Consider the following 19,405-nt stretch of genomic DNA (forward strand, 5'->3'; position numbering starts at 1 on the left):
TGAGAAACGGTCTGATTACTGTAGGAAAATGGGAATAGGTTGTACAATATATTAATAATCTCAAATGAGACGTTTAAAGTATGAATGTTGAGTTGCGCCATCTGCGTTATTTCATCGCCGTTGCGGAGGAGCTGCACTTTGGCCGCGCGGCACAGCGGCTAAATATCTCCCAACCGCCGCTCAGCCAACAGATCCAGCAGCTGGAGCAGGAGATTGGCGCACAGCTGTTTACCCGAACCAATCGCAGCGTGCAGATCACACCTGCCGGTCAGTTGTTTTTACAGGATGCGCGCGTCATTCTGCTGCAGGTTGAACAAGCCGCCAGTCGGGCTGCGCGTGTGCACAGTGGACAGGAAGGCGAGCTGCGCATTGGTTTCACCTCTTCCGCACCCTTCACCGGTCTGGTTTCCGATGCGCTTTATCAATTTCGTCAGCGTTGGCCGGAAGTGCACATTTCGATGCAGGAAAATAACACGCGTCAGCAGTTAGCACCGCTGCACGAAGGTCGGCTGGATTTAGGTGTGATGCGCAACACACCGCTGCCAGGCGATTTACAGCATAGGGTACTGCTACGCGAGCCGTTGTGCGCGCTGGTGCACTGGGCACATCCGCTGGCGGATGCCGAATCGATCTCCATTCAGGCACTGGCCAACGAGCCCTTCGTGTTTTTTGATCCACAGGGGGGGACCGCGCTGTACGGGGAAACACTGGCGCTGCTGCACCGTTATCAAATCAAACCCTTTATTACTCAGGAGGTGGGCGAGGCGATGACGATTCTCGGTCTGGTCGCAACCGGATTGGGTGTTTCCATATTGCCGGCCTCATTTCGGCGTGCGCGACTGGCTGATGTGGTGTGGATTCCCCTGCAAGAGCACGATGCCATTTCTGAAGTCTGGCTGGTCTGGTCAGCCACGCGGCAACCCACTGCGCAAATGCAGAATATGATGCAATTGATGATGCAGAATGCCGAAATTTAAATCGTCTGATGATCAATGGCCCGATCTTTATGTGCGATAAATCACATTTCTAATCAAATATTTGACGCTGCCTGCCAATCTGCATCACCATAGCTGCTGTTTATTTAGAAGCGCGAAAATATCCGGGAGCAGGGCGTGAATCTGGACAGTCAGCCTGGCCACATTGACCAAATAAAACAGACCAACGCAGGCGTGGTTTACCGACTGATTGACCATTACGGCCCGATATCGCGTATTGAGCTTTCTAAACGTGCCCAGCTGGCGCCCGCCAGCATCACCAAAATCGTGCGGGAAATGCTCGATGCGCATCTGGTGCAGGAAACTGAATTCCAGGAGCCGGGCAGCCGAGGGCGCCCGGCCATTGGTTTGATTCTGGATACGCTCGCCTGGCACTATCTTGCCATACGAATTCAACCGGGACAGATCACGCTGACGCTGCGCGATCTTAGCAGCCGTGCGTTGCAGGAAGATCGTTTACCCCTGCCTGCCAGCGCTGACCAGCCGCTGCTGCAAACACTGCAGAATAGGGTCAATGAGTTCTTCGTCCGCCATCAAAACAAACTTGAGCGTCTTACCGCGATTGCCATCACCTTACCCGGTTTAATTAACGCGGCATCGGGTGTGGTGCATCGCATGCCGGGCTATGATGTGCAGGAAATGCCGTTAGGTGAAACACTTTCCTCGCTCACGGGTTTACCCGTATTTGTGCAACATGACATCTCCGCCTGGACGCTGGCCGAAGCGCTGTTCGGTGCTTCGCGCGGTGCGCAGGATGTGATTCAGATAGTGATTGATGAAACGGTAGGCGCGGGCGTGATCAGCGGAGGCCAACTTTTGCACAAACGTGGTCGTGCGCTGGTAGAAATTGGACATACGCAGATCGATCCTTACGGCCAGCAGTGTTACTGCGGCAATCATGGCTGTCTGGAAACCGTAGCCAGCACCGGCAGTTTATTGCAATTGGCTGCACAGCGTTTGTCTTCGCAACCCGACAGTTTGCTGCATTGTGAACCCCTGACCATCGCCAGTTTATGTGCCGCTGCACAGCAAGGCGATCGGCTGGCGCGTGACGTCATTGCCGGGGTGGGCCACCACATTGGTCGCATGCTGGCAATGATGGTGAATATCTTCAACCCACAACAAATCCTGATTGGTTCTCCGCTTAATCAAGCCGCTGATGTGCTGTTTCCTGCAGTCAGCAGCACTATTCGTCAGCAGGCGTTACCCGCGTACAGTCATGAGATCCAACTTGCCCCTACCAGCTTTAGCGATCCGGGTACTTTTGGTGCCGCCGCGCTGATCAAAGACTCACTTTATAGCGGTCATTTGCTGGTAAAACTGTTGCAGGGCTAATCACTGCTCGCCTTAAGTTTGCGCTAACGCAATCTGCCATCCGAGACATTTCCTTAAACTGCCTTCTTCGCAGGTTACACATCGCTTCAACGAAGGAGGAGTAAGGTGAAAACAATCTTTGTCACCGGTACCGACACTGCGGTGGGTAAAACCGTCGTGTCACGCGCACTGCTGCAGTGTTTTGCCAAAGCGGGTCTCTGTGCCGCAGGCTACAAACCTGTTGCCAGGAGTGCACAGCACACGCCTGACGGGTTGCGTAATAAGGATGCTTTGCTGTTGCAGCAGGCGTCGGGTCTTGAACTGCCGTACCCTGCGGTGAATCCCATTACGCTGGAAGAAGATGAAATCAGTACCAGCGCATCGGTGCGAATGGATTATCCGTTGCTGAGCCGCTGCCTTGAGCAGTTAAAAAGTCAGGCTGCGCGGGTAGTGGTGGAAGGCACCGGTGGATGGCGCAGTTTGATGAATGATCTGCAACCGTTGTCCAGTTGGGTTCAACAGGAACAACTGCCGGTCGTCCTGGTGGTGGGCATTAAGGAAGGTTGCATTAGCCATGCTTTACTGACCGCCGATGCCATTGCACGCGATGGTCTGCCTTTAGCGGGTTGGGTCGCCAATCGTATTAATCCGGGGTTAGCGCATTACGCTGAAATTATTGATGTTCTGCGTGAAAAGCTAGGTGCACCACTGCTGGGGGAGTTGCCTTATTTGCCCCGTGCTGAGCAGCGCGAGCTGAGCGGTTATCTGGATATTTCTCTGCTGGACGATGCCTTAATGCACGATGACAGTGCGCAGCTTGCGGCAGGATGAAACGAAGTGATGCAAATGATCGGTGGCTGAATCTAAGGTTTCGGATTCAGCATCCGAGAACATCCTACTTAAATCCTATTATTTTCATTCTGTTATAAAATTTTTCCTCATTATGAGTGCCACTGGCGTGAATTATGCATCAGCCCTGCTGATGAATATTCTGCCGGAGCACACTTATGTCACACTCCCCAAAAGGTTTATTGTATGGGCTTGATGCCCGTATTGGTCCTGTTCCCGCCTTTTTCGCTGCGTTGCAGCACGTCCTTGCCAGCGTGGTGGGGATCATTACGCCGCCACTGATTATTGGTTCAATCCTCGGATTGCAGACTTACATTCCGTATCTGATCAGCATGTCTTTGCTGGTTTCCGGTTTAGGGACGTTTCTGCAGGCGCGTCGCTTTATGGGGATTGGGGCGGGCATGATTTGCCTGCAAGGCACCAGCTTTGCCTTTCTGGGTGTCATTTTGTCCGGTGGTTTGATGGTGAAAGCGCAGGGCGGTTCACCGGAAGCTGTGATGGCGATGATCATGGGCTGCAACTTCGTGGCAGCGTTTATTCCGATGTTGATCAGCCGTTGCGTAGCGCCGTTGAAGAAAGTGCTGACGCCGGTGGTGACCGGCACGGTGATCACCTTGATCGGCATCAGCCTGATTAAAGTTAGCATCACAGATTGGGCAGGCGGGCATAACGCCGCTGACTTTGGCGCTCCGGGGAATCTGGCGCTGGGCGCGCTGACGCTGCTGGTGATCATTGTGCTCAACCGTTCCCAAAATCGCTGGATGCGTCTGGTTGCGGTGGTGGCAGGCATCACCGTGGGTTGTCTGGCGGCGGCACTGACCGGCCATCTGCCCATCAAACCGATGGCCTCCGGCTCCTGGTTGGTTTTGCCTTCATTTTTCCGCTTTGGCTTTGATTTTAGCTGGAGCATTTTCGTGCCGATTGCGCTGGTGTCGGTGATTTGCGTGATTGAGGCGGTAGGAGATTTGACAGCGAATTGCCTGATCTCACAACAACCGATTGAGGGTGAAGGTTTTCAACGTCGTTTGCAGGGCGGCATTCTGGCAGATGGTATGAGCTGCCTGTTTGCCGCGATGTTTTCGGCATTCCCTAACACCACTTTTGCGCAGAATAACGGCGTGATTCAGATGACCGGTGTGGCCAGCCGTTATGTTGGCATGGTGATTGGCCTGATGTTATTGCTGTTGGGCGTGTTTCCGGTGATCGGCAATGTGCTGCAGCAAATCCCTGCGCCGGTCCTTGGTGGCGCGACCCTGGTGATGTTTGGCAGTGTAGTGGCGGCAGGTATTCGTGTGATGACGCAATCACCGTTGGGCCGCCGTGAGATGTTAATCGTCGCGGTGTCATTTGGCATTGGTTTAGGTGTGGAAGCGGTACCCGAGGTGTTGAAACAGTTGCCATCATTGGTGAGTAATTTGTTTGGTCATGCGGTGACCACGGGGGGCATTCTGGCGATGCTGTTGAATATTGTGCTGCCATCGGAGCGGGGGGATGATCGGGTTATCGGGGCGGTAGAGGAAAATCACTGATTTTGAGTCTGTGCGTACGTCGGAAGAAGTGGGGATTTAAACCCCTGGCTGTGAGTCGGTGCGTAAGTCGGAATAGGTGGGGATTTAGACCGCTGACTGTGAGTTGGTACGTACGTCAGAAGAGGTGAGGATCTAATCTACTGGCTGTGGTCGGTGCGTAAGTCGGAAGAGGTGGAGATCTAAACCACTGACTGTGAGTCAGTGCGTACGTCGGAAGAGGCGGCAGATCGTAAAGACGCCGTAAACCATCCCTGGGGCTCGGCCCGCGCCATCCCTGGCGCAGGACGCTTTACTCCTCTGCCGCCTCTTCCAACGTTTCAGCTGTCGTGCGGTTTGTCTGCGTTCGGGCTTTCATGCGATTTGCTCCAGGATCAAGCCTTCGCGAAACATGTCTGCATCCGGGCTGTTGTAAAATTTGCCTCGAGATTCAGCCATCGCGCGATTGGTTATGGATTCAACCTACGGCGCGTACGTCCTGAGCTGAGGTAATCCGCGATATAGTCCTGCGAAATCTCACCGCTGTAGCGACCTTCCTCATCCACGATCGGCATCCAGACGGTGTTGTGCTCATACAGCTTGGATAGCACCACGCGCAGGTTCTCTTCCGCTTTGCCCGTCACCTTGAAGGTATGCAGCATCTCCTCGCAGCTTCCGGCGGCATTACGCGCTTCGCGACGCTTCACAAACCCCAGCGGCTTGCCATCATCGTCCACCACGGTGACCGATCGCATATCGTTGTCATCCATGGTAGCGAATGCCTCCTGCAACGGGGTGCTGCGCTGCACGGTGATGGTCGGCTGTTGATCCGTGACGTCGCCTGCCTGCACCAACAGCAGGCGTTTTAGCGTGCGGTCCTGGCCCACAAAGGAACCGACGAAATCATTGGCCGGTTTCGCCAGCAGTTCGTCGGGACTGGCGCATTGCACGATTTTGCCCTGACCAAACACCGCGATGCGGTCACCGAGTTTGAGTGCTTCATCGATATCATGGCTCACCAGCATCACGGTTTTTTTCAGCTGACGCTGCATCTCGAGAAATTCATTCTGAATCACTTCACGGTTGATCGGGTCGACGGCACCGAAAGGTTCATCCATCAGCAACACCGGTGGATCAGCCGCCAGCGCGCGGATCACGCCGATACGCTGCTGCTGACCGCCTGACATCTCTCGTGGATAGCGATGCAGGAATTTGCTGGGGTCGAGCGCCACCATGCTCATCAGTTCAGTCGCCCGTTCGCGACAGCGCTTTTTATCCCAGCCCAGCATACGCGGCACCACGGTAATGTTCTCTTCGATAGTCATATTGGGAAACAGACCAATCTGCTGAATCACATAGCCAATATTACGACGCAGCGTGACGGTATCCTGCCCACTGGTGTCTTCGCCGTTGATCAATATCTTACCGCTGCTGGCAGGAATCAGACGGTTGATCATCTTCAGCGTGGTGGTTTTGCCGCAACCGGAAGGGCCGAGCAGCACACACATCTCTCCGGCAGGCACTTCCAGGCTGACGTTATCCACGGCGTTAAACGCGGTGCCGTTCTTTTGCGTAAAGGTTTTCGTCAGGTTTTCCAGTTTTATCATTATCGAATCCCCTTAGGTGTCAGCGCCGACTGCAAACGGTGCAGTAGCCAATCAAGCACAATCGCTAATAAACAAATCATCAGTGCGCCCGCAATCAGCATGCGCACGTCACTGCCGCTGATGCCATCCAGCAGCTGTAAGCCCAATCCACCTGCGCCTATCACAGCAGCAATCGCCATGACGCCGACGTTCATTACCACGGCAGTACGAATACCGCCAAAGATCACCGGCAGCGCCATGGGAATCTCCACCCAGCGCAGGCGCTGCCAGAATGTCATGCCAATACCGCGGCCGGCTTCACGCAAGCCCGGTGACAAATTCTCCAGTGCGGTATGGGTGTTACGCACAATCGGCAGCAGGGAATAGAGAAACACCGCGCAGATAGCGGGCAAAGCACCAATACCCTGACCGATCATGGAAAACAGCGGAATCATCAGACCAAACAGCGCAATGGTCGGAATGGTCAGCACAATGGTGGCGATACCGAGCACTGGCGTTGCCAGCCATTTGAAACGCACAATCAAAATACCTAACGGCACGCCAACGATGATGGCGAATCCCACCGCCACCAGCACCAGCCAGGTATGCTGCCAGGTTAACGCCATCAGGGTGTGCCAGTTACTCATGATGTAATGCAAAGTCTCCATGACGCCTCCTTACAGCATGTTTTTCGATTGAAGGAAATCACGCGCCACCTGCTGCGGTGACTGGTGATCGATATCAACACGTTTATTCATCTCGGTGATCGCTTCGTCGGTGATCAGCGGTGAGAGTTGATTGAGGGCCGCATCCAATCCCGGATGGCTTTCCAGCACATCCTGGCGCACGACAGGCGTGACGTTGTAACTCGGGAAGAAGTGTTTATCATCGTCCAGTACCTTGAGATCAAAGCCTTTGACTCGTCCGTCAGTGGTGTAAATCAAGCCCGCATCGACAAAGCCATCGCGTACCGCGTTGTACACCAATCCCGGGTCCATCTGGCGAATCTGCGGGCGATCCAGCGGCATGTTATAGGCTTTCTGTAATGGCTTGAGACCATCGGAACGGCCAGAAAACTCTAAATCGAGACCGAGTTTCCAGTTGTGGTCTGGGTCAGTTTTGCGCACCTGCTCCAGCTTCGCCACGAGCTGTGACATGGTACTGATGCCTTCTTTATTTGCACGGTCACGCTGCATAGCAAATGCATAGGTATTATTCATTGGCGCGGGGTCAAGCCAGATCAGCCCCAGTTTGGCATCGAGCTGTTTGACGGTTTTATAGGCCTCTTCTGAGGACATCGGTTTGTTGATGTGATTGAAGATGATCAGCGAAGTACCGGTGTATTCCCAGGTCATGTCAATTTGCTTGTTGATCATCGCATTGCGGCCGATGGTCGTGGCGATATTGGTCTTGGGAACCACCTGGAAACCTTTCTTTTGCAGCCAGAGCACGGTCATGGCAGACAGGATGTGCTGTTCGGTAAAGCTCTTCGTTGCCATCACAATTGGTGTGGCCGCAGCGGCGGATTGGCTGATGGCCAGTGTGGCGGCCAGTGCCAGCGCGGAGTGCTTCATCCAGCGCGTTAAGTTGTACGTGATACCCATCACTTAGCTCCTTGTGTTAAGCCGCAGAGTGCGGGCTGAGGAAACGTCCGAGGGCTGCCAGCAGCAAATCGAGGATCAGTGCAAACAGGGCGGTGGCCACGGCACCAAGGATCAACGTTGGGAAGTCATTGAGGTAAATGCCGGGGAAAATCAGTTCACCATAGCTGCTGGCACCGATCAGGAAGGCCAGCGGCGCTGTTCCCACGTTAATGGCAGTCGCGATGCGCACGCCCGCCAGAATCACCGGCAGGGCATTGGGAATTTCCACCTGAAGTAGACGCTGGAATTTGGTCATGCCGATACCGTTGGCGGCTTCAATCAGTGACGGCGGCACCGCGCTCAAACCGGCAAAGGTATTACGCACAATCGGCAGCAATGAGGCGAGAAACAGGGCGATTAACGCAGGTCGATCACCAATCCCGACGATGACCATGGCTAATGCCAATACCGCCAGCGGCGGCAACGTATTTCCGACGTTAAAGATCTGCATCACATACTCAGCCCAGCGGCGGGCGAACGGGCGGCTCAGTAATACCCCGCTCGGAATACCAATCAGCAGAGCAAAAAACATTGACCAAAACACTAAAAACAGATGCTGTTGGCCGAGATAGATTAAGTCTTCTTGCCGGTCGCGCAGCGTATTCAGCCCGATTCCCCAAACCAGCAGGGCAATCACCGCGACGATGGCCAGCAGTGCTAGCCCGGCTCTACTAATGAGCGATGCATTGTGCATGCGAGAGTCTCCCTGATTCGACAAATTGTTCGATCTCGTTATGTCATTTCACGGTTTAGGGTGTAGTGAAGAAAGGGTCACATACGAAAATCCCGCACCGCATTAAATTGCAGATAAAATGACTATTAGATGCTGCTTTTACAGTGAATAACTGGAAAGTGTCGTTAAAAGCTATAGCAATGCTTAGCGTAATGCGCCAGTTTTTACGGCAAAATCAGACAGATAGAAGGGGGGATAAAACCTGCTTAACCCGCATGAAATAAGGCATCATCTGACAATAAAAAAAATTCATCGAATTGAGTGACATTGTCACTTCGCAGGCGCACACAGAGGAAACTCATCTGATGGAAAATCAGCTAGCCTTGAGAGAAAAAAGGGAGACGTATGACTGAAACTGCAGAATTGAACACGGAACATCGCCACTGGATCCTTATCGCCTGCATGCTAGCCATGTTTATGGCTGCGATTGAAGTCACCATTGTGGCGACCGCGATGCCAACCATCATTGCTGAACTCGGTGGGTTTTCGCAGTTTGGCTGGGTTTTCTCGATCTATTTGCTGACGCAGGCGGTGAGCGTACCACTGTATGGACGGCTCGCTGATATGTGGGGCCGCAAACGGCTCTTCTTCATTGGCGTCTCGCTGTTCCTGATGGGTTCGATATTGTGCGGGTTTGCGCACACCATGACGTGGTTAATACTGTTCCGCGCCTTTCAGGGGCTGGGGGCAGGCGCGATTATGCCGCTCACCAGCACCATTGTGGCTGACATCTATTCTCCGCGTGAACGAGCCAATGTGCAGGGCTGGCTCTCCAGCGTTTGGGGTGTCGCGGCTATCATTGGGCCACTGAGCGGAGCCTGGCTGGTACAGCACTTTAACTGGTCGGTGATTTTCTGGGTGAACGTGCCGATTGGCCTGTTTTCCATGCTGCTGTTAGCGCGTTTTTTACCGGCGCGTGAACATCACAAAGGGGCAACCCTGAATCTTACCGGCAGCTGCTGGCTGATGATCTGCGTCACCGCGTTATTGGTTGCGCTATTGCAGGCGGATGCCCTTGGCTATTGGCTGCTGGCTTTCTTATTATTAGCGCTTCTGGCGGGCTGGCAATTAAAGCAGCACGAGCAACGTGCTGAGGCGCCGCTGTTTCCTCTCGCCATCTGGCGTAGCCGTCTCATTCTGGCAGGCAATGCCGGTAATTTGATCATTGGCGCCACCATGATGGGCATCAGCGCTTTTCTGCCAACGTGGATTCAGGGTATTACTGGCGGTACACCGCTGCAGGCGGGGAGTGCGCTGGCGATGATGTCGATTGGCTGGCCGTTAGCCAGTACTCTAAGTGGTCGATTGATGTTAGTCACGTCCTATCGCTTTACCGCGCAGCTGGGAGCCTTGTTATTGATTGCGGGCAGCGCGCTGCTACTGCTGTTGCGTGCCGACAGTTCGATTATGCAAGCCGGGCTGACTGCCTTTGTCATTGGCACGGGTATGGGCATGACCAGCACCACCTTCCTGGTGTCGGTGCAAAACCATGCCCATTACGACATTCGTGGCATTTGCACTGCGTCAATTATGTTTAGTCGAATGCTGGGTTCGGCGATTGGTACTGCGTTAATGGGAGCGGTGCTGAACTTCAATCTTGCTCAGCGTCTGCCGCAGGCTCACGATCCGATGCAGCAAATCATGTCACATGAAAGCCGTCAGTCACTGCCCGAAGCGACGTTGCATCAGTGGACAGATCAGATCGCCGCTTCGCTGCACTGGGTATTTGTGGTGGCGTTAGCCATTGCGATGTTGACGTTGTGGATTGCGTGGTTAATGCCGCGCCAGCGGCCTGAAGCGGAATGAAAAAGGGCGGCCATCAGCCGTAATGCTTGTCAGTTAAGATCTTAATGGAGGCCGCAACGGATAACGTTGCGGCTTCTTTTTTACCGCCCTTGGGTAATGCCGCACTCTTCTTTCCGGCAGCACCAGCCCTGGCGCCATCGCCATTATCTCTTCCATTATCCGCGGTATTTTTCCCGGTGAGATGCCCGGTAGCAGGCTCAGATGACTTCTCAGATACAGTGCGGACTGCTTAAAACTCATCTGATAAGGTTCCACGCCTTTCAGGCTGTACGCCATCTGCGCCATCATGAACCTCAGAAGGTTATAGGCCAGGACCACGCCCCACAGCTCCTGACGCACAAGTTCTGGCTTTTTGCTTCTCAGCGTCAGCTCATTATTCAGCAGGTGTTGTTTCATCTCGCGGAACCCATGCTCTATTTCCCAGCGATGGCCGTATAAATCCACGACATCTGCTTTGGGATACCTCAGGGGGTCGCACATGGATGTCAGGATTTGAACCGTTTTTCCGTTGAGTTCTTTGCTGATAAGCCTTGCCGTCAGCGTGTCCGCAGCACCCTGCCATTTTTTCTTCGCCTGCGGCGACAGCTGTAATTCCACCAACGCCTGCCCGGCCCCTAAGCTACGGATTACACGGTACTGTGCTCCTTTGCGCAGCGGCAGCATCCAGTGTCTTTCCGTTCCCGCTGACTGCCAGGCGTGCAGCAGACCCAGCGCATAAAAACCTTTATCAAAGAGGGTCAGAGAGTGGTCGGGGGTCTGTGGGATAAGCTGAGCGGCAAGATCGGCTTCGCCGACAGCTGAGACGCTGTCGAACGCTGCTGCTGACAGCAGGTGACTGGTGACTTCCATCTGACAGACCATTCGCACCTGCGGCCACTCAGAGCACTTATTAATATTGGCCGTTCGCCCGAAGGCGGCATCATTCTCTGGTGTGTCAGGGGTACGCCATACGGTGCCATCCACCGCCATCAGAGTCAGTCCGTTCCAGTGCGACAACGGTGTCTTTTCAAACCACAGGCGCTGCGTTTTCTCAAACATTAACCGGATAACATCTTCTCCAAATCGCTGCCGGGCCTGCACAACCGCGCTGGGCGCAACAAAGGGCCTTTTTCCCGGCAGAAGAATATCCAGGTGAGAGACGAGCTGAGTCATCGAATGGGAGCGAAAAAGTGCCATGCCGGTCACTGCCCAGACCATCATTTCCATCGATAACCGGCGCTTTCGTAACGTTACTGTCCCGGTATCCGCGAGACACTCGTCAATAAGTTCAGGAGAAAGGAGATCAGAAAGCGTCGAGAACTCCTGAGGAGTAAAGTTATGAACAATATCGAGAGCCTGACTGAGAAGCATAAAAAAATCCGTAATCCCTGAGAGATTACGGATTCTTGCAGAACTGTTGGATCGTTCAACCGATCATTTTTGTCTTAACTGATCGGCATTACGGCCATCAGCCGCCCATTCAGTGTTACTGCGCAGGGGCATCCTGTGAACTGCCTGCGCTGGCCGGGACATCACTTTCGCTGTCGCGGCCGTTTTTCTTATACACAATTTTCTGGCTGTCATTTTCGCAGTGACCCACCACCTGACCGCCCGCTTGATCGGCCTGATCGTTAGGCACAATATCCAGCGTGAAGTCCGATTCGGCCACGCCATTACTGACGATTTTCTTGCTGATATCTGCTTTAACGCTTTCACAGGAAGCCTGTGCCAGCACCGGCAACACCAGCATTGCCATCAACATCACTGCATTACGCTTTTTCATCACACTCTCCTTGGTTCTGAATTCCCTTGAAAACTATAGCAGCAACAGCGAATTAAGGTGCGACCGTACGGCCGGTACGACGATCAAGGCAGCGCAAGGTGTTCGGTTCCCAATACGCATTCACGTTATAGCTCTTCTCGCAACTATCACGGTTGTCAAAAGCCTTATCGGTTTTATCGAACTCTTTCTCCACGCGCGTGTTCACTTTATTGCGCAGATTTTTGGTGTCGTTCCACTGCTCTTTGCTTTGACGCGCGGCTTCGTTGCTGGAAGCACTGTTGCCATTCTCAATGATCAGGCGGTCAGTTTGGGCCGATGCCAGCGGTGCAGTCAGCAGCGCGCCGCAGGTTAACGTCACAGTCAGCAGGAGAGAAAACAGGTTTTTCATTGTGATTTCCTTTAGTTAACACCAGCACAGCCAGAAACCCGGCTGTTACAACCATGAGGGCTAGTATATCATCGCTGCAACTTTGCTCACCAGCGGTGAGCCTTTTGTTTAGGCGAGAGAGAGATTTTCTATGCTGGTGAAAACCACTTTGCTGTTTTTTTTGACTGCAATTGCCGAAATTGTCGGCTGTTTCCTGCCGTGGCTGTGGCTGAAGAAGGGAATGAGCGCGTGGCTATTACTTCCTGCAGCGATAAGTCTGGCGCTGTTTGTCTGGCTACTGACCCTCCATCCGGCGGCAAGTGGCCGGGTATACGCGGCTTACGGTGGTGTTTATGTTGTGACGGCGCTGATTTGGCTGCGCGTGGTGGATGGCGTCAAACTGAGTACGTGGGATTGGGTTGGCGCGTTGGTGGCGTTTAGCGGTATGTTGATTATTGTTGCCGGTTGGGGCCGGGCGTAAGTGAAGGGCGCAACCTGTGCGCCCATGGCAACAATCAGCCTTTATGCACTTTCAGACCTGCAAGCGTCTGGGAGACCGGCATGATTTCCAGCGTATTGATATTGACGTGTTTAGGCAGTGTCGTGACCCAATATACCGCCTCAGTGACATCTTCCGCTGTCAGCGCGGTGGTGCCTTCGTAAACGGCATCTGCACGCCCATCGTCGCCTTTGAAGCGCACATTAGAAAACTCGGTGCCGCCCACTAAGCCCGGCTCGATATCGGTGACGCGCAGCGCGGTGCCGTGTAAATCGGTACGCAGATTAAGGCTGAACTGGCGCACAAACGCTTTGGTCGCGCCATAAACATTGCCGCCCTGATAAGGCCAGCTGCCAGCGATGGAGCCGATGTTAACGATGTGACCGACATTGCGCTCCACCATGGCGGGCAGCACGGCACGCGTCATGTACACCAAACCTTTGTTGTTGGTGTCGATCATGTTTTCCCAATCTTCAATATTGGCTTTATGCGCGGGCTCGATCCCTAATGCCAGACCGGCGTTATTCACCAGCACGTCGATATCACGCCACTCTGCGGGCAGCGCAGCGATAGCTTCATCGATAGCGGCGCGATTACGCACATCCAACTGAACGGTGTAAAGGTTGGCACCCAACTCATCTTTCAGCTCTTTCAGACGCTCAGCGCGGCGTCCGCTGGCAATCACTTTATGACCATTAGCGATGAAGCGACGGGTGATGCTTTCACCAAAACCGGCGGTGGCGCCAGTGACAAAAATAATCATCTCACTGTTCCTTAAACAATTGTACGTCAATGTTAACCAATTGATTTTAAATCTAAAAACCAACTCCAAAATACGAAAGAGGCATATAGGGGGCAAACTAAATTGCCAGCACAGTGTTGAGCATGTCAACCTGGCTACCGCTTAACTCTCCAATCCAGGAGCCATAAACATCATAAACCATCTGTGCATTCTCATGGCCCATTTGCGTTGCAATGAACGTTGGATTGGCTCCCGCGGATGACATCCAGCAAGCGTAAGTATGCCTTGTCTGGTAAGGATTTCTCCTTTTTATTCCCGCCCGCTTAGTTGCTGCGTTCCAGCGGGCGCTAATGCCGGCAGTGGAAAACCATGGTTTATCTTGCGGATCTAAACGCCTTGGCACAAACACAAACCTGAGCTCCTGCTCTTCAGTTTTACCGTATTCTCTTGGGTGAAACGTTATGGTTACGGCTGGCTTATGGCCGGTCAGCTCTCGCTGTGCGATCAATGCGTCAACTACGGGCTTCAGCAGATGGATTGTGCGAATACCAGCATGCGTCTTCGGCGGTCCGAATTGCTTAACACTGGTAAGGTTGCGGCGAACATGTATTACGCCATTCTCAAGATCCACATCTTCCCAGGCCAGCGCAGCAAGTTCACCATGGCGTAATCCGGAGTAAACCGCGAAGGGCCAAAGATTTTTAGCCTGTCCGCGAGAGGCTATGATTAGTTGCTTTAATTCGTGTTTCAGCAGCGGATCAGGCTTACCTTTGACTCTTCTCAGGGGCTTAATTCCTTCGTGGGGCTTTTCATTTATGAAGCCGCAAAGGCATGCAAAATCCATTAACCGGCTCATCATCTGCATATAGGACTGCACAGTGCGAACCGCGCGCCCTTTGCGGTTCTGGTTCGAACCGTCGGCATACAATGTCATGTCATTTAAGAATTCGCTGCGATAAAAAAGAATATCGTTATGCCTGATATTTTTAATGAGGGTACTGTCACCGACAATATGGCGAACAACTCTGGTGGTTGAAACGTACCCCTTATGCGTGTTTGCCGATACTTCCGGTTTCTTGCTGGCAATCCACATATCCGCCAAATCGCCAAAAGTTTCTATTTTTTGAGTAGTGTCAAACTGAGAAACGCGGGAAGAGTTAGGGAAGCGACTCCGGTATTCAAACTCCCCCAGATTGATTTCGCTGAGAATAACTGCGCGGAGGTTCCCAGCCTTTTTGAGATTGGCTGGGGTGTTAGTCCAGCCTTTCAGGATCTCCCGGCACCTTTTACCACGGTACATAAACCAGATGCAGATGTTTTTCCCTCTGATTTCTACGCCTGTAGGTAACGCTGCCATCATTACGAATCCTAAATAAATATTTTAATCTGTGGGTAGTTGCCGCGCTTGGTGCCAAGTTTGCCCTTAGGCGATACATGCTTCGTTAACATTCCGTAGCGACCTCAGAGAAGACCATGTTATATTCTTGAGCGAATAAACAACAATTTCTGGGGCATTAAATGGACGGAATCTACCTGATACTTATCATATTTGGCGCTGGAGCCTTGTGCGCTACCTTTGCCACATACAAAGTATTAAGCAATAAGAACGCTGAGAAATTAAGAAAACTTGAGCTTGAAGCTAAAAAGTTAATTAACGAAACCATTGATGAGAAAGATGAAGCTATTGAGCGGTACAAAAATCGCGATGTGCTAAGAGAGGCTGAGCACGAAAAGCTTTTGGCCGAACTCAATAAAACGATTGAGTTTCACAGGGGCCGAAGTAAATCAATCCTCAACAAGGCTGTAGATTTTGCTTTTGATTTCGAACAGATATTTAAAGATCAACACCAAAATGCTCAAGTCGAAATTCAGCGAGTTCTTGATGATAGCTATCGTTTCAAAAAGAAAGTTTTGCTTAGCTCAATATCATTAAAGAATTTTGAAAGGAAGCTTGAAGACATTAAAAAAGAGAGTTTCATATATCAATCATTAATTGCTAGGTATGATTATTTTGAGCTCGTCGATAATTCAGACTGGGATACGGTAGAAAAAGAATTTCGCGATAAGGTTTTAGAGTTACAGGCGGCTCAGGATGAACGCGAAGCTCAAAATGAGATAAAGCGTCAGATGCGAGAAGAGCGTCAAAGGGCTGAAGAGCTTGAGCGACAGCAGCAGGAGGCTGAAGAAAAAGAAATGGAGTTAGAAGCGCGACGCAAGGCAGTTGAAGAAGCGCTGTTGGCCGCTGATGAAGATCATCGGCTTGAATTAGAGGAAACTCGCCTCAAGCTTGAGCAGGAAATCGAAGAAGTTCATAAACAGTATGAGCGAGCTAAATCTATGGCCCAAATGACCAAGCAAGGTCACGTTTATGTTATTTCTAACATTGGCTCTTTTGGAGAGAACGTATTTAAAATTGGAATGACTCGCCGCTTAGAACCTCACGACCGTGTCAGTGAGTTAAGTGGTGCAAGTGTCCCATTTGAGTTTGATGTGCATGCAATGATTAGTTGTGATGACGCCCCGGCATTGGAGGCGAAATTGCATAATTTACTTAGCAGTGACCGCATTAATAAAGTCAATCTGCGTAAGGAATTCTTCAGAACTGATATTAATAAAATCATTAAGTGCGTTGAGGAAAATCATGGAACAGTCGAGTATGTGGCTGATCCAGCGGCGCTCCAATATTACCGTTCGTTGGAAATAAACGACGATGTGTATTCTGAAGGCGAACGGTCATTCGCTTCTTGAAGTCCTAATTTAAGAAAAAAACCCTCTACTGAGGGTTTTTTTATGACTGGAGAAAACATGTCAGTACACCCACAATCGCTCGCCGGTGGCGAACAGCAGTCTATCAAAGTGCTGGCCGACTCCATCTTCTCAATGCTGCGCGTTTCTCTGCCTGGCATTATCGAGTCCTACGACCCGATCGCTAATACATGCACCGTTCAGCAAGCGTTAAAAGGCCACACCGCCGACGAAGGACGGAAGACCGTATGATTGAGGGGGAGTTACTGCAATAAGTTATTAAGGTGAAACGGTGAAGGTGGAAGTCATCATAAACCCTCCATGCATGCACATTTATCACTGTTGCGATAAATGTGGGATTAGCCTGTGCAGAAAATAGTTAGCATACGTAAGAATGCGGTTTTATGCGGGGAAGAGAAGATACAACGCAATGCGGATCGGCGGCTGCCTGCTGTTATCTTGGGTTAGGTCTTTCAGCAAGCCTGGCATCGAAGTTTATCACCCCGACACCAGGTGCCTGTTTAGCTCAGTGAATCAGAAGGAACGCCAGTTATCCTCCGAGGAGGTGCCCGCTGTTGCCAGCGCTGCGCGCGATTTTAGCGGGGAGAGAACCGGCTTTTTGACGAAACTTTCAGATCTCGGTGTCATGGCATCAGTGCTATCCATCAATTTAAACGTGCTGACCAGTTCTGCCATCACTGCAGCCTGCTCTGACATGGACAAGGCGGCACTGGCTGACTCTTCAACCAACGCTGCATTCTGTTGCGTGGTGGTGTCAATTTGTCCCATTGCGATGTTGATTTGACCGATACCCTCACTCTGTTCGCGGCTGGCATGGGCGATTTCTTCAATCAACTGCGTCATGTTGTGGATATCAGACACAATGCTGGTCATACCCTGATCGGCTTTGACGACCAGTTCTCTGCCTGAAGTCACGCGTGAAACCGTGTCATCAATCAGTGTCTTGATCTCGCGCGCAGCACCTGCGCTTCGCTGAGCCAGACTGCGGACTTCGCTGGCGACCACCGCGAAGCCTCGGCCTGATTCTCCGGCGCGCGCAGCCTCAACAGCGGCATTCAGTGCCAGAATGTTGGTCTGGAATGCAATGCCATCAATCACCTTGATGATTTCGGACATCTTCTGCGAATCGTTCGAAATCTCCTGTATCCGTGAGGATACAGCGTTCATCACGGTGCCGTTATCTCTGACCGCCGTGGCTACGCCGCTGACAAACTGGCGTGCCTGCTCGGTATTATTGGCGGTATTGCTCAGCGTTGAAGTCAGCTCTTCTAACGTAGCTGCCGTTTCTTCCAGGCTCGATGCTTGCTCCTCGGTGCGTGAGGCCAGGTCATTATTACCGCCACTGATTTCACTGGAGGCAAGCGCGATGTTGTTTGCACCTTCACGCACGCGAAGCAGCACGCCCGAGAGTTTTTCAACAAAACGGTTGAACGCCGCTGATATCTGCGCCAGCTCATCTCCGCCACGCACATCCAGGCGACGCGTCAGGTCACCTTCCCCTGAAGCCACGTCTTCCAGGGCGTCACGTAAAATGGCGAGGCGACGCAACTGCTGGTTGAATACCAGCCCGGCAATCAGCGCGGTAATAATCAGACTCACCAGAGTAATGAGGATGCTTTCACGCTGTAATGTCGTCAGTGATGCCGTCACTTCATTACGATCAACGGCGATCACCAGTGACCATGGCGTCCCTTTAACGGGAGACGCGTAAACAAACTGCTGTTCGCCACCGATGGTCAATTCGGCATGACCGCCATTGCTGGCCAGATTATGGATAGTGTTGATATCGAGTGAAGGTGATAACTCGGTCACTGGCTTGAGAATCAGATCTGCTTGCGGCGCGGCAATCAGTTTACCGCTGCTGTCGACCAGGAAGGCAAAACTCTTCTCAAGTGGATGGATGGCACTCACCGTATTGGAGACGGTATCGAGGTGCAAATCACTGCCTATTACACCCAATGTTTTACCGTTATCCACAATCGGCTGAGCAAAGGTAATGGTCAGCTTGCCCGTTGAGGCATCGACATACGGATCCAGTAACACCGGATGGCCGGCTTTGACGGTTTCCAGATACCACGGACGTTGGCTGCCATCATAGGTTGCTGGCATAGGGTGCACGAACACATGGGAATGCGGCTCAGGATAGACGATGTAGGCATCATCAAACTCGCCTGCTTCGATCGCAGCACGGAGAAAAGGAACAGCATCGTCGTGACGGCCAAACGCTGTTTTGATCGATCCGGTGATACGTTGTTTTTCTGCTGCCCAGCCAGCCAGTTCGGCGGCATGAATCCGCGAAAGCTGGCCAATCCGCTCATCAATGCTCTCAAGTGTCTTGCCACGCACCGTGGTGTAAGTAAAAGTGGCAAGTGCGATAAGGGATACTGCCGTAATAACCACGCTGATAGCGATTAAACGCGAGCGTAATGTTTTTAACATGATTGACCTTCCACCCAACTGGATCACATTTGAGGTTTATTTTTCCAGAATGCGTCCTGCGTCACTGAAAATTCCGAATACGTATCTGTTAACGGTAACCCAGCATAAAACTGTAGTGAGAAGGATGAGATGACACGGAATGGCAGCAGCCAATTTCAGGGTAATTTTAAAGCTATTCAATATTTGCCCCGCGAGGAAATCTTCTGCACGGAAAGCGTGCAACACCGCACCGCAATGGCGCATAAAAACCAATGCTATGGCTGTATCTCATCAAATATTTCTGTTCGATAGGGAACAAAATCACTCCGCAATCGGTTGCTAATGTGAGCAAACGGTTGCGCATTCGATTGCGATTAAGAAACGGTTTCGGCGCTACAAAAAAATGAACAACACATTGAA

18 protein-coding genes are annotated in these 19,405 nt (G+C 52.0%); 8 read left to right on the forward strand and 10 right to left on the reverse strand.

All coding sequences use genetic code 11. The annotated features are described in order from the left end of the window. The first annotated feature begins 80 nt into the window (after positions 1-80). The 4 genes from LH22_RS12215 to LH22_RS12230 all read left to right on the forward strand — a co-directional run bounded on the left by LH22_RS12215 (position 81) and on the right by LH22_RS12230 (position 4,687). Entirely contained in the window at positions 81-977 is an 897-nt protein-coding gene (locus LH22_RS12215) for a LysR family transcriptional regulator (RefSeq protein WP_038646896.1), read from the forward strand. A gap of 135 nt (positions 978-1,112) precedes the next feature. Then, on the forward strand, positions 1,113-2,330 hold the full coding sequence (mlc, locus tag LH22_RS12220) for a sugar metabolism global transcriptional regulator Mlc (RefSeq protein WP_038646898.1): 1,218 nt from the start codon (positions 1,113-1,115) through the stop codon (positions 2,328-2,330). A gap of 105 nt (positions 2,331-2,435) precedes the next feature. After that, on the forward strand, positions 2,436-3,140 hold the full coding sequence (bioD, locus tag LH22_RS12225; RefSeq protein WP_038646900.1) for a dethiobiotin synthase: 705 nt from the start codon (positions 2,436-2,438) through the stop codon (positions 3,138-3,140). 176 nt (positions 3,141-3,316) lie between these two features. Continuing rightward, the gene (locus tag LH22_RS12230) at positions 3,317-4,687 is read left to right on the forward strand and encodes a nucleobase:cation symporter-2 family protein (protein ID WP_038646901.1); all 1,371 of its coding nucleotides are present in this window, start codon (positions 3,317-3,319) and stop codon (positions 4,685-4,687) included. Between the two features lie 446 nt (positions 4,688-5,133). On the opposite strand, the gene osmV is transcribed toward LH22_RS12230, so the two are convergent. Genes osmV through LH22_RS12250 form a run of 4 tightly spaced genes read right to left on the reverse strand, consistent with a single transcriptional unit; the run spans position 5,134 to position 8,586 of the window. Then, a complete protein-coding gene (gene osmV, locus LH22_RS12235; protein WP_038646903.1) occupies positions 5,134-6,270 on the reverse strand; it encodes an osmoprotectant ABC transporter ATP-binding protein OsmV in 1,137 nt (378 codons plus the stop codon). Further along, positions 6,270-6,917 (reverse strand): osmoprotectant ABC transporter permease OsmW, encoded by a 648-nt coding sequence (gene osmW, locus LH22_RS12240; RefSeq protein ID WP_034823432.1) that lies wholly within the window; start codon positions 6,915-6,917, stop codon positions 6,270-6,272. The genes osmV and osmW overlap by 1 nt, the downstream gene beginning before the upstream one ends. 9 nt (positions 6,918-6,926) lie before the next feature. Beyond that, positions 6,927-7,853, reverse strand: coding sequence for a glycine betaine ABC transporter substrate-binding protein (locus LH22_RS12245; protein WP_038646905.1), 927 nt, complete (start codon positions 7,851-7,853; stop codon positions 6,927-6,929). A gap of 16 nt (positions 7,854-7,869) precedes the next feature. After that, positions 7,870-8,586, reverse strand: a complete 717-nt coding sequence (locus LH22_RS12250) for an ABC transporter permease (protein ID WP_038646907.1) — start codon at positions 8,584-8,586, stop codon at positions 7,870-7,872. A 384-nt stretch (positions 8,587-8,970) separates the two neighbouring features. On the opposite strand from LH22_RS12250, the gene LH22_RS12255 reads away from it, so the two are divergent. Continuing rightward, positions 8,971-10,431, forward strand: coding sequence for an MDR family MFS transporter (locus LH22_RS12255; RefSeq protein ID WP_038646909.1), 1,461 nt, complete (start codon positions 8,971-8,973; stop codon positions 10,429-10,431). Positions 10,432-10,464: 33 nt separating this feature from the next. On the opposite strand, the gene LH22_RS12260 is transcribed toward LH22_RS12255, so the two are convergent. The 3 genes from LH22_RS12260 to LH22_RS12270 form a co-directional block, all read right to left on the reverse strand. Further along, a complete protein-coding gene (locus tag LH22_RS12260) occupies positions 10,465-11,781 on the reverse strand; it encodes an IS4 family transposase (RefSeq protein WP_038644473.1) in 1,317 nt (438 codons plus the stop codon). Positions 11,782-11,896: 115 nt separating this feature from the next. Continuing rightward, positions 11,897-12,193 carry a DUF1161 domain-containing protein gene (locus LH22_RS12265; protein WP_038646911.1) on the reverse strand — a complete coding sequence of 99 codons (297 nt, stop codon included), beginning with the start codon at positions 12,191-12,193 and terminating at the stop codon, positions 11,897-11,899. Positions 12,194-12,245: 52 nt separating this feature from the next. After that, positions 12,246-12,581, reverse strand: coding sequence for a DUF1283 family protein (locus LH22_RS12270; protein ID WP_038646913.1), 336 nt, complete (start codon positions 12,579-12,581; stop codon positions 12,246-12,248). Between the two features lie 130 nt (positions 12,582-12,711). Between LH22_RS12270 and LH22_RS12275 the strand changes: the two genes are divergently transcribed. Further along, on the forward strand, positions 12,712-13,041 hold the full coding sequence (locus LH22_RS12275) for a YnfA family protein (RefSeq protein ID WP_081946728.1): 330 nt from the start codon (positions 12,712-12,714) through the stop codon (positions 13,039-13,041). Positions 13,042-13,075: 34 nt separating this feature from the next. On the opposite strand, the gene ydfG is transcribed toward LH22_RS12275, so the two are convergent. Then, positions 13,076-13,822: a bifunctional NADP-dependent 3-hydroxy acid dehydrogenase/3-hydroxypropionate dehydrogenase YdfG gene (gene ydfG / locus LH22_RS12280; protein WP_038646916.1), complete on the reverse strand. Its 747-nt coding sequence runs from the start codon at positions 13,820-13,822 to the stop codon at positions 13,076-13,078. A gap of 97 nt (positions 13,823-13,919) precedes the next feature. Next, positions 13,920-15,158 carry a tyrosine-type recombinase/integrase gene (locus LH22_RS12285; RefSeq protein WP_038650104.1) on the reverse strand — a complete coding sequence of 413 codons (1,239 nt, stop codon included), beginning with the start codon at positions 15,156-15,158 and terminating at the stop codon, positions 13,920-13,922. Between the two features lie 161 nt (positions 15,159-15,319). Here LH22_RS12285 and LH22_RS12290 point away from each other — a divergent pair, with 161 nt between their 5' ends. Together LH22_RS12290 and LH22_RS12295 are read left to right on the forward strand one after the other, a co-directional pair. Continuing rightward, positions 15,320-16,549 carry a GIY-YIG nuclease family protein gene (locus tag LH22_RS12290; RefSeq protein WP_038646918.1) on the forward strand — a complete coding sequence of 410 codons (1,230 nt, stop codon included), beginning with the start codon at positions 15,320-15,322 and terminating at the stop codon, positions 16,547-16,549. 57 nt (positions 16,550-16,606) lie between these two features. Beyond that, positions 16,607-16,798 carry a hypothetical protein gene (locus tag LH22_RS12295; RefSeq protein ID WP_038646919.1) on the forward strand — a complete coding sequence of 64 codons (192 nt, stop codon included), beginning with the start codon at positions 16,607-16,609 and terminating at the stop codon, positions 16,796-16,798. 282 nt (positions 16,799-17,080) lie between these two features. On the opposite strand, the gene LH22_RS12300 is transcribed toward LH22_RS12295, so the two are convergent. Beyond that, complete coding sequence (locus tag LH22_RS12300) at positions 17,081-19,006, reverse strand: methyl-accepting chemotaxis protein (RefSeq protein WP_071845614.1); 1,926 nt, start codon at positions 19,004-19,006, stop codon at positions 17,081-17,083. Positions 19,007-19,405 lie beyond the last annotated feature (399 nt).

It is taken from the genome of Pantoea rwandensis (assembly GCF_000759475.1).
In the GTDB taxonomy this organism is placed as follows: domain Bacteria; phylum Pseudomonadota; class Gammaproteobacteria; order Enterobacterales; family Enterobacteriaceae; genus Pantoea; species Pantoea rwandensis_B.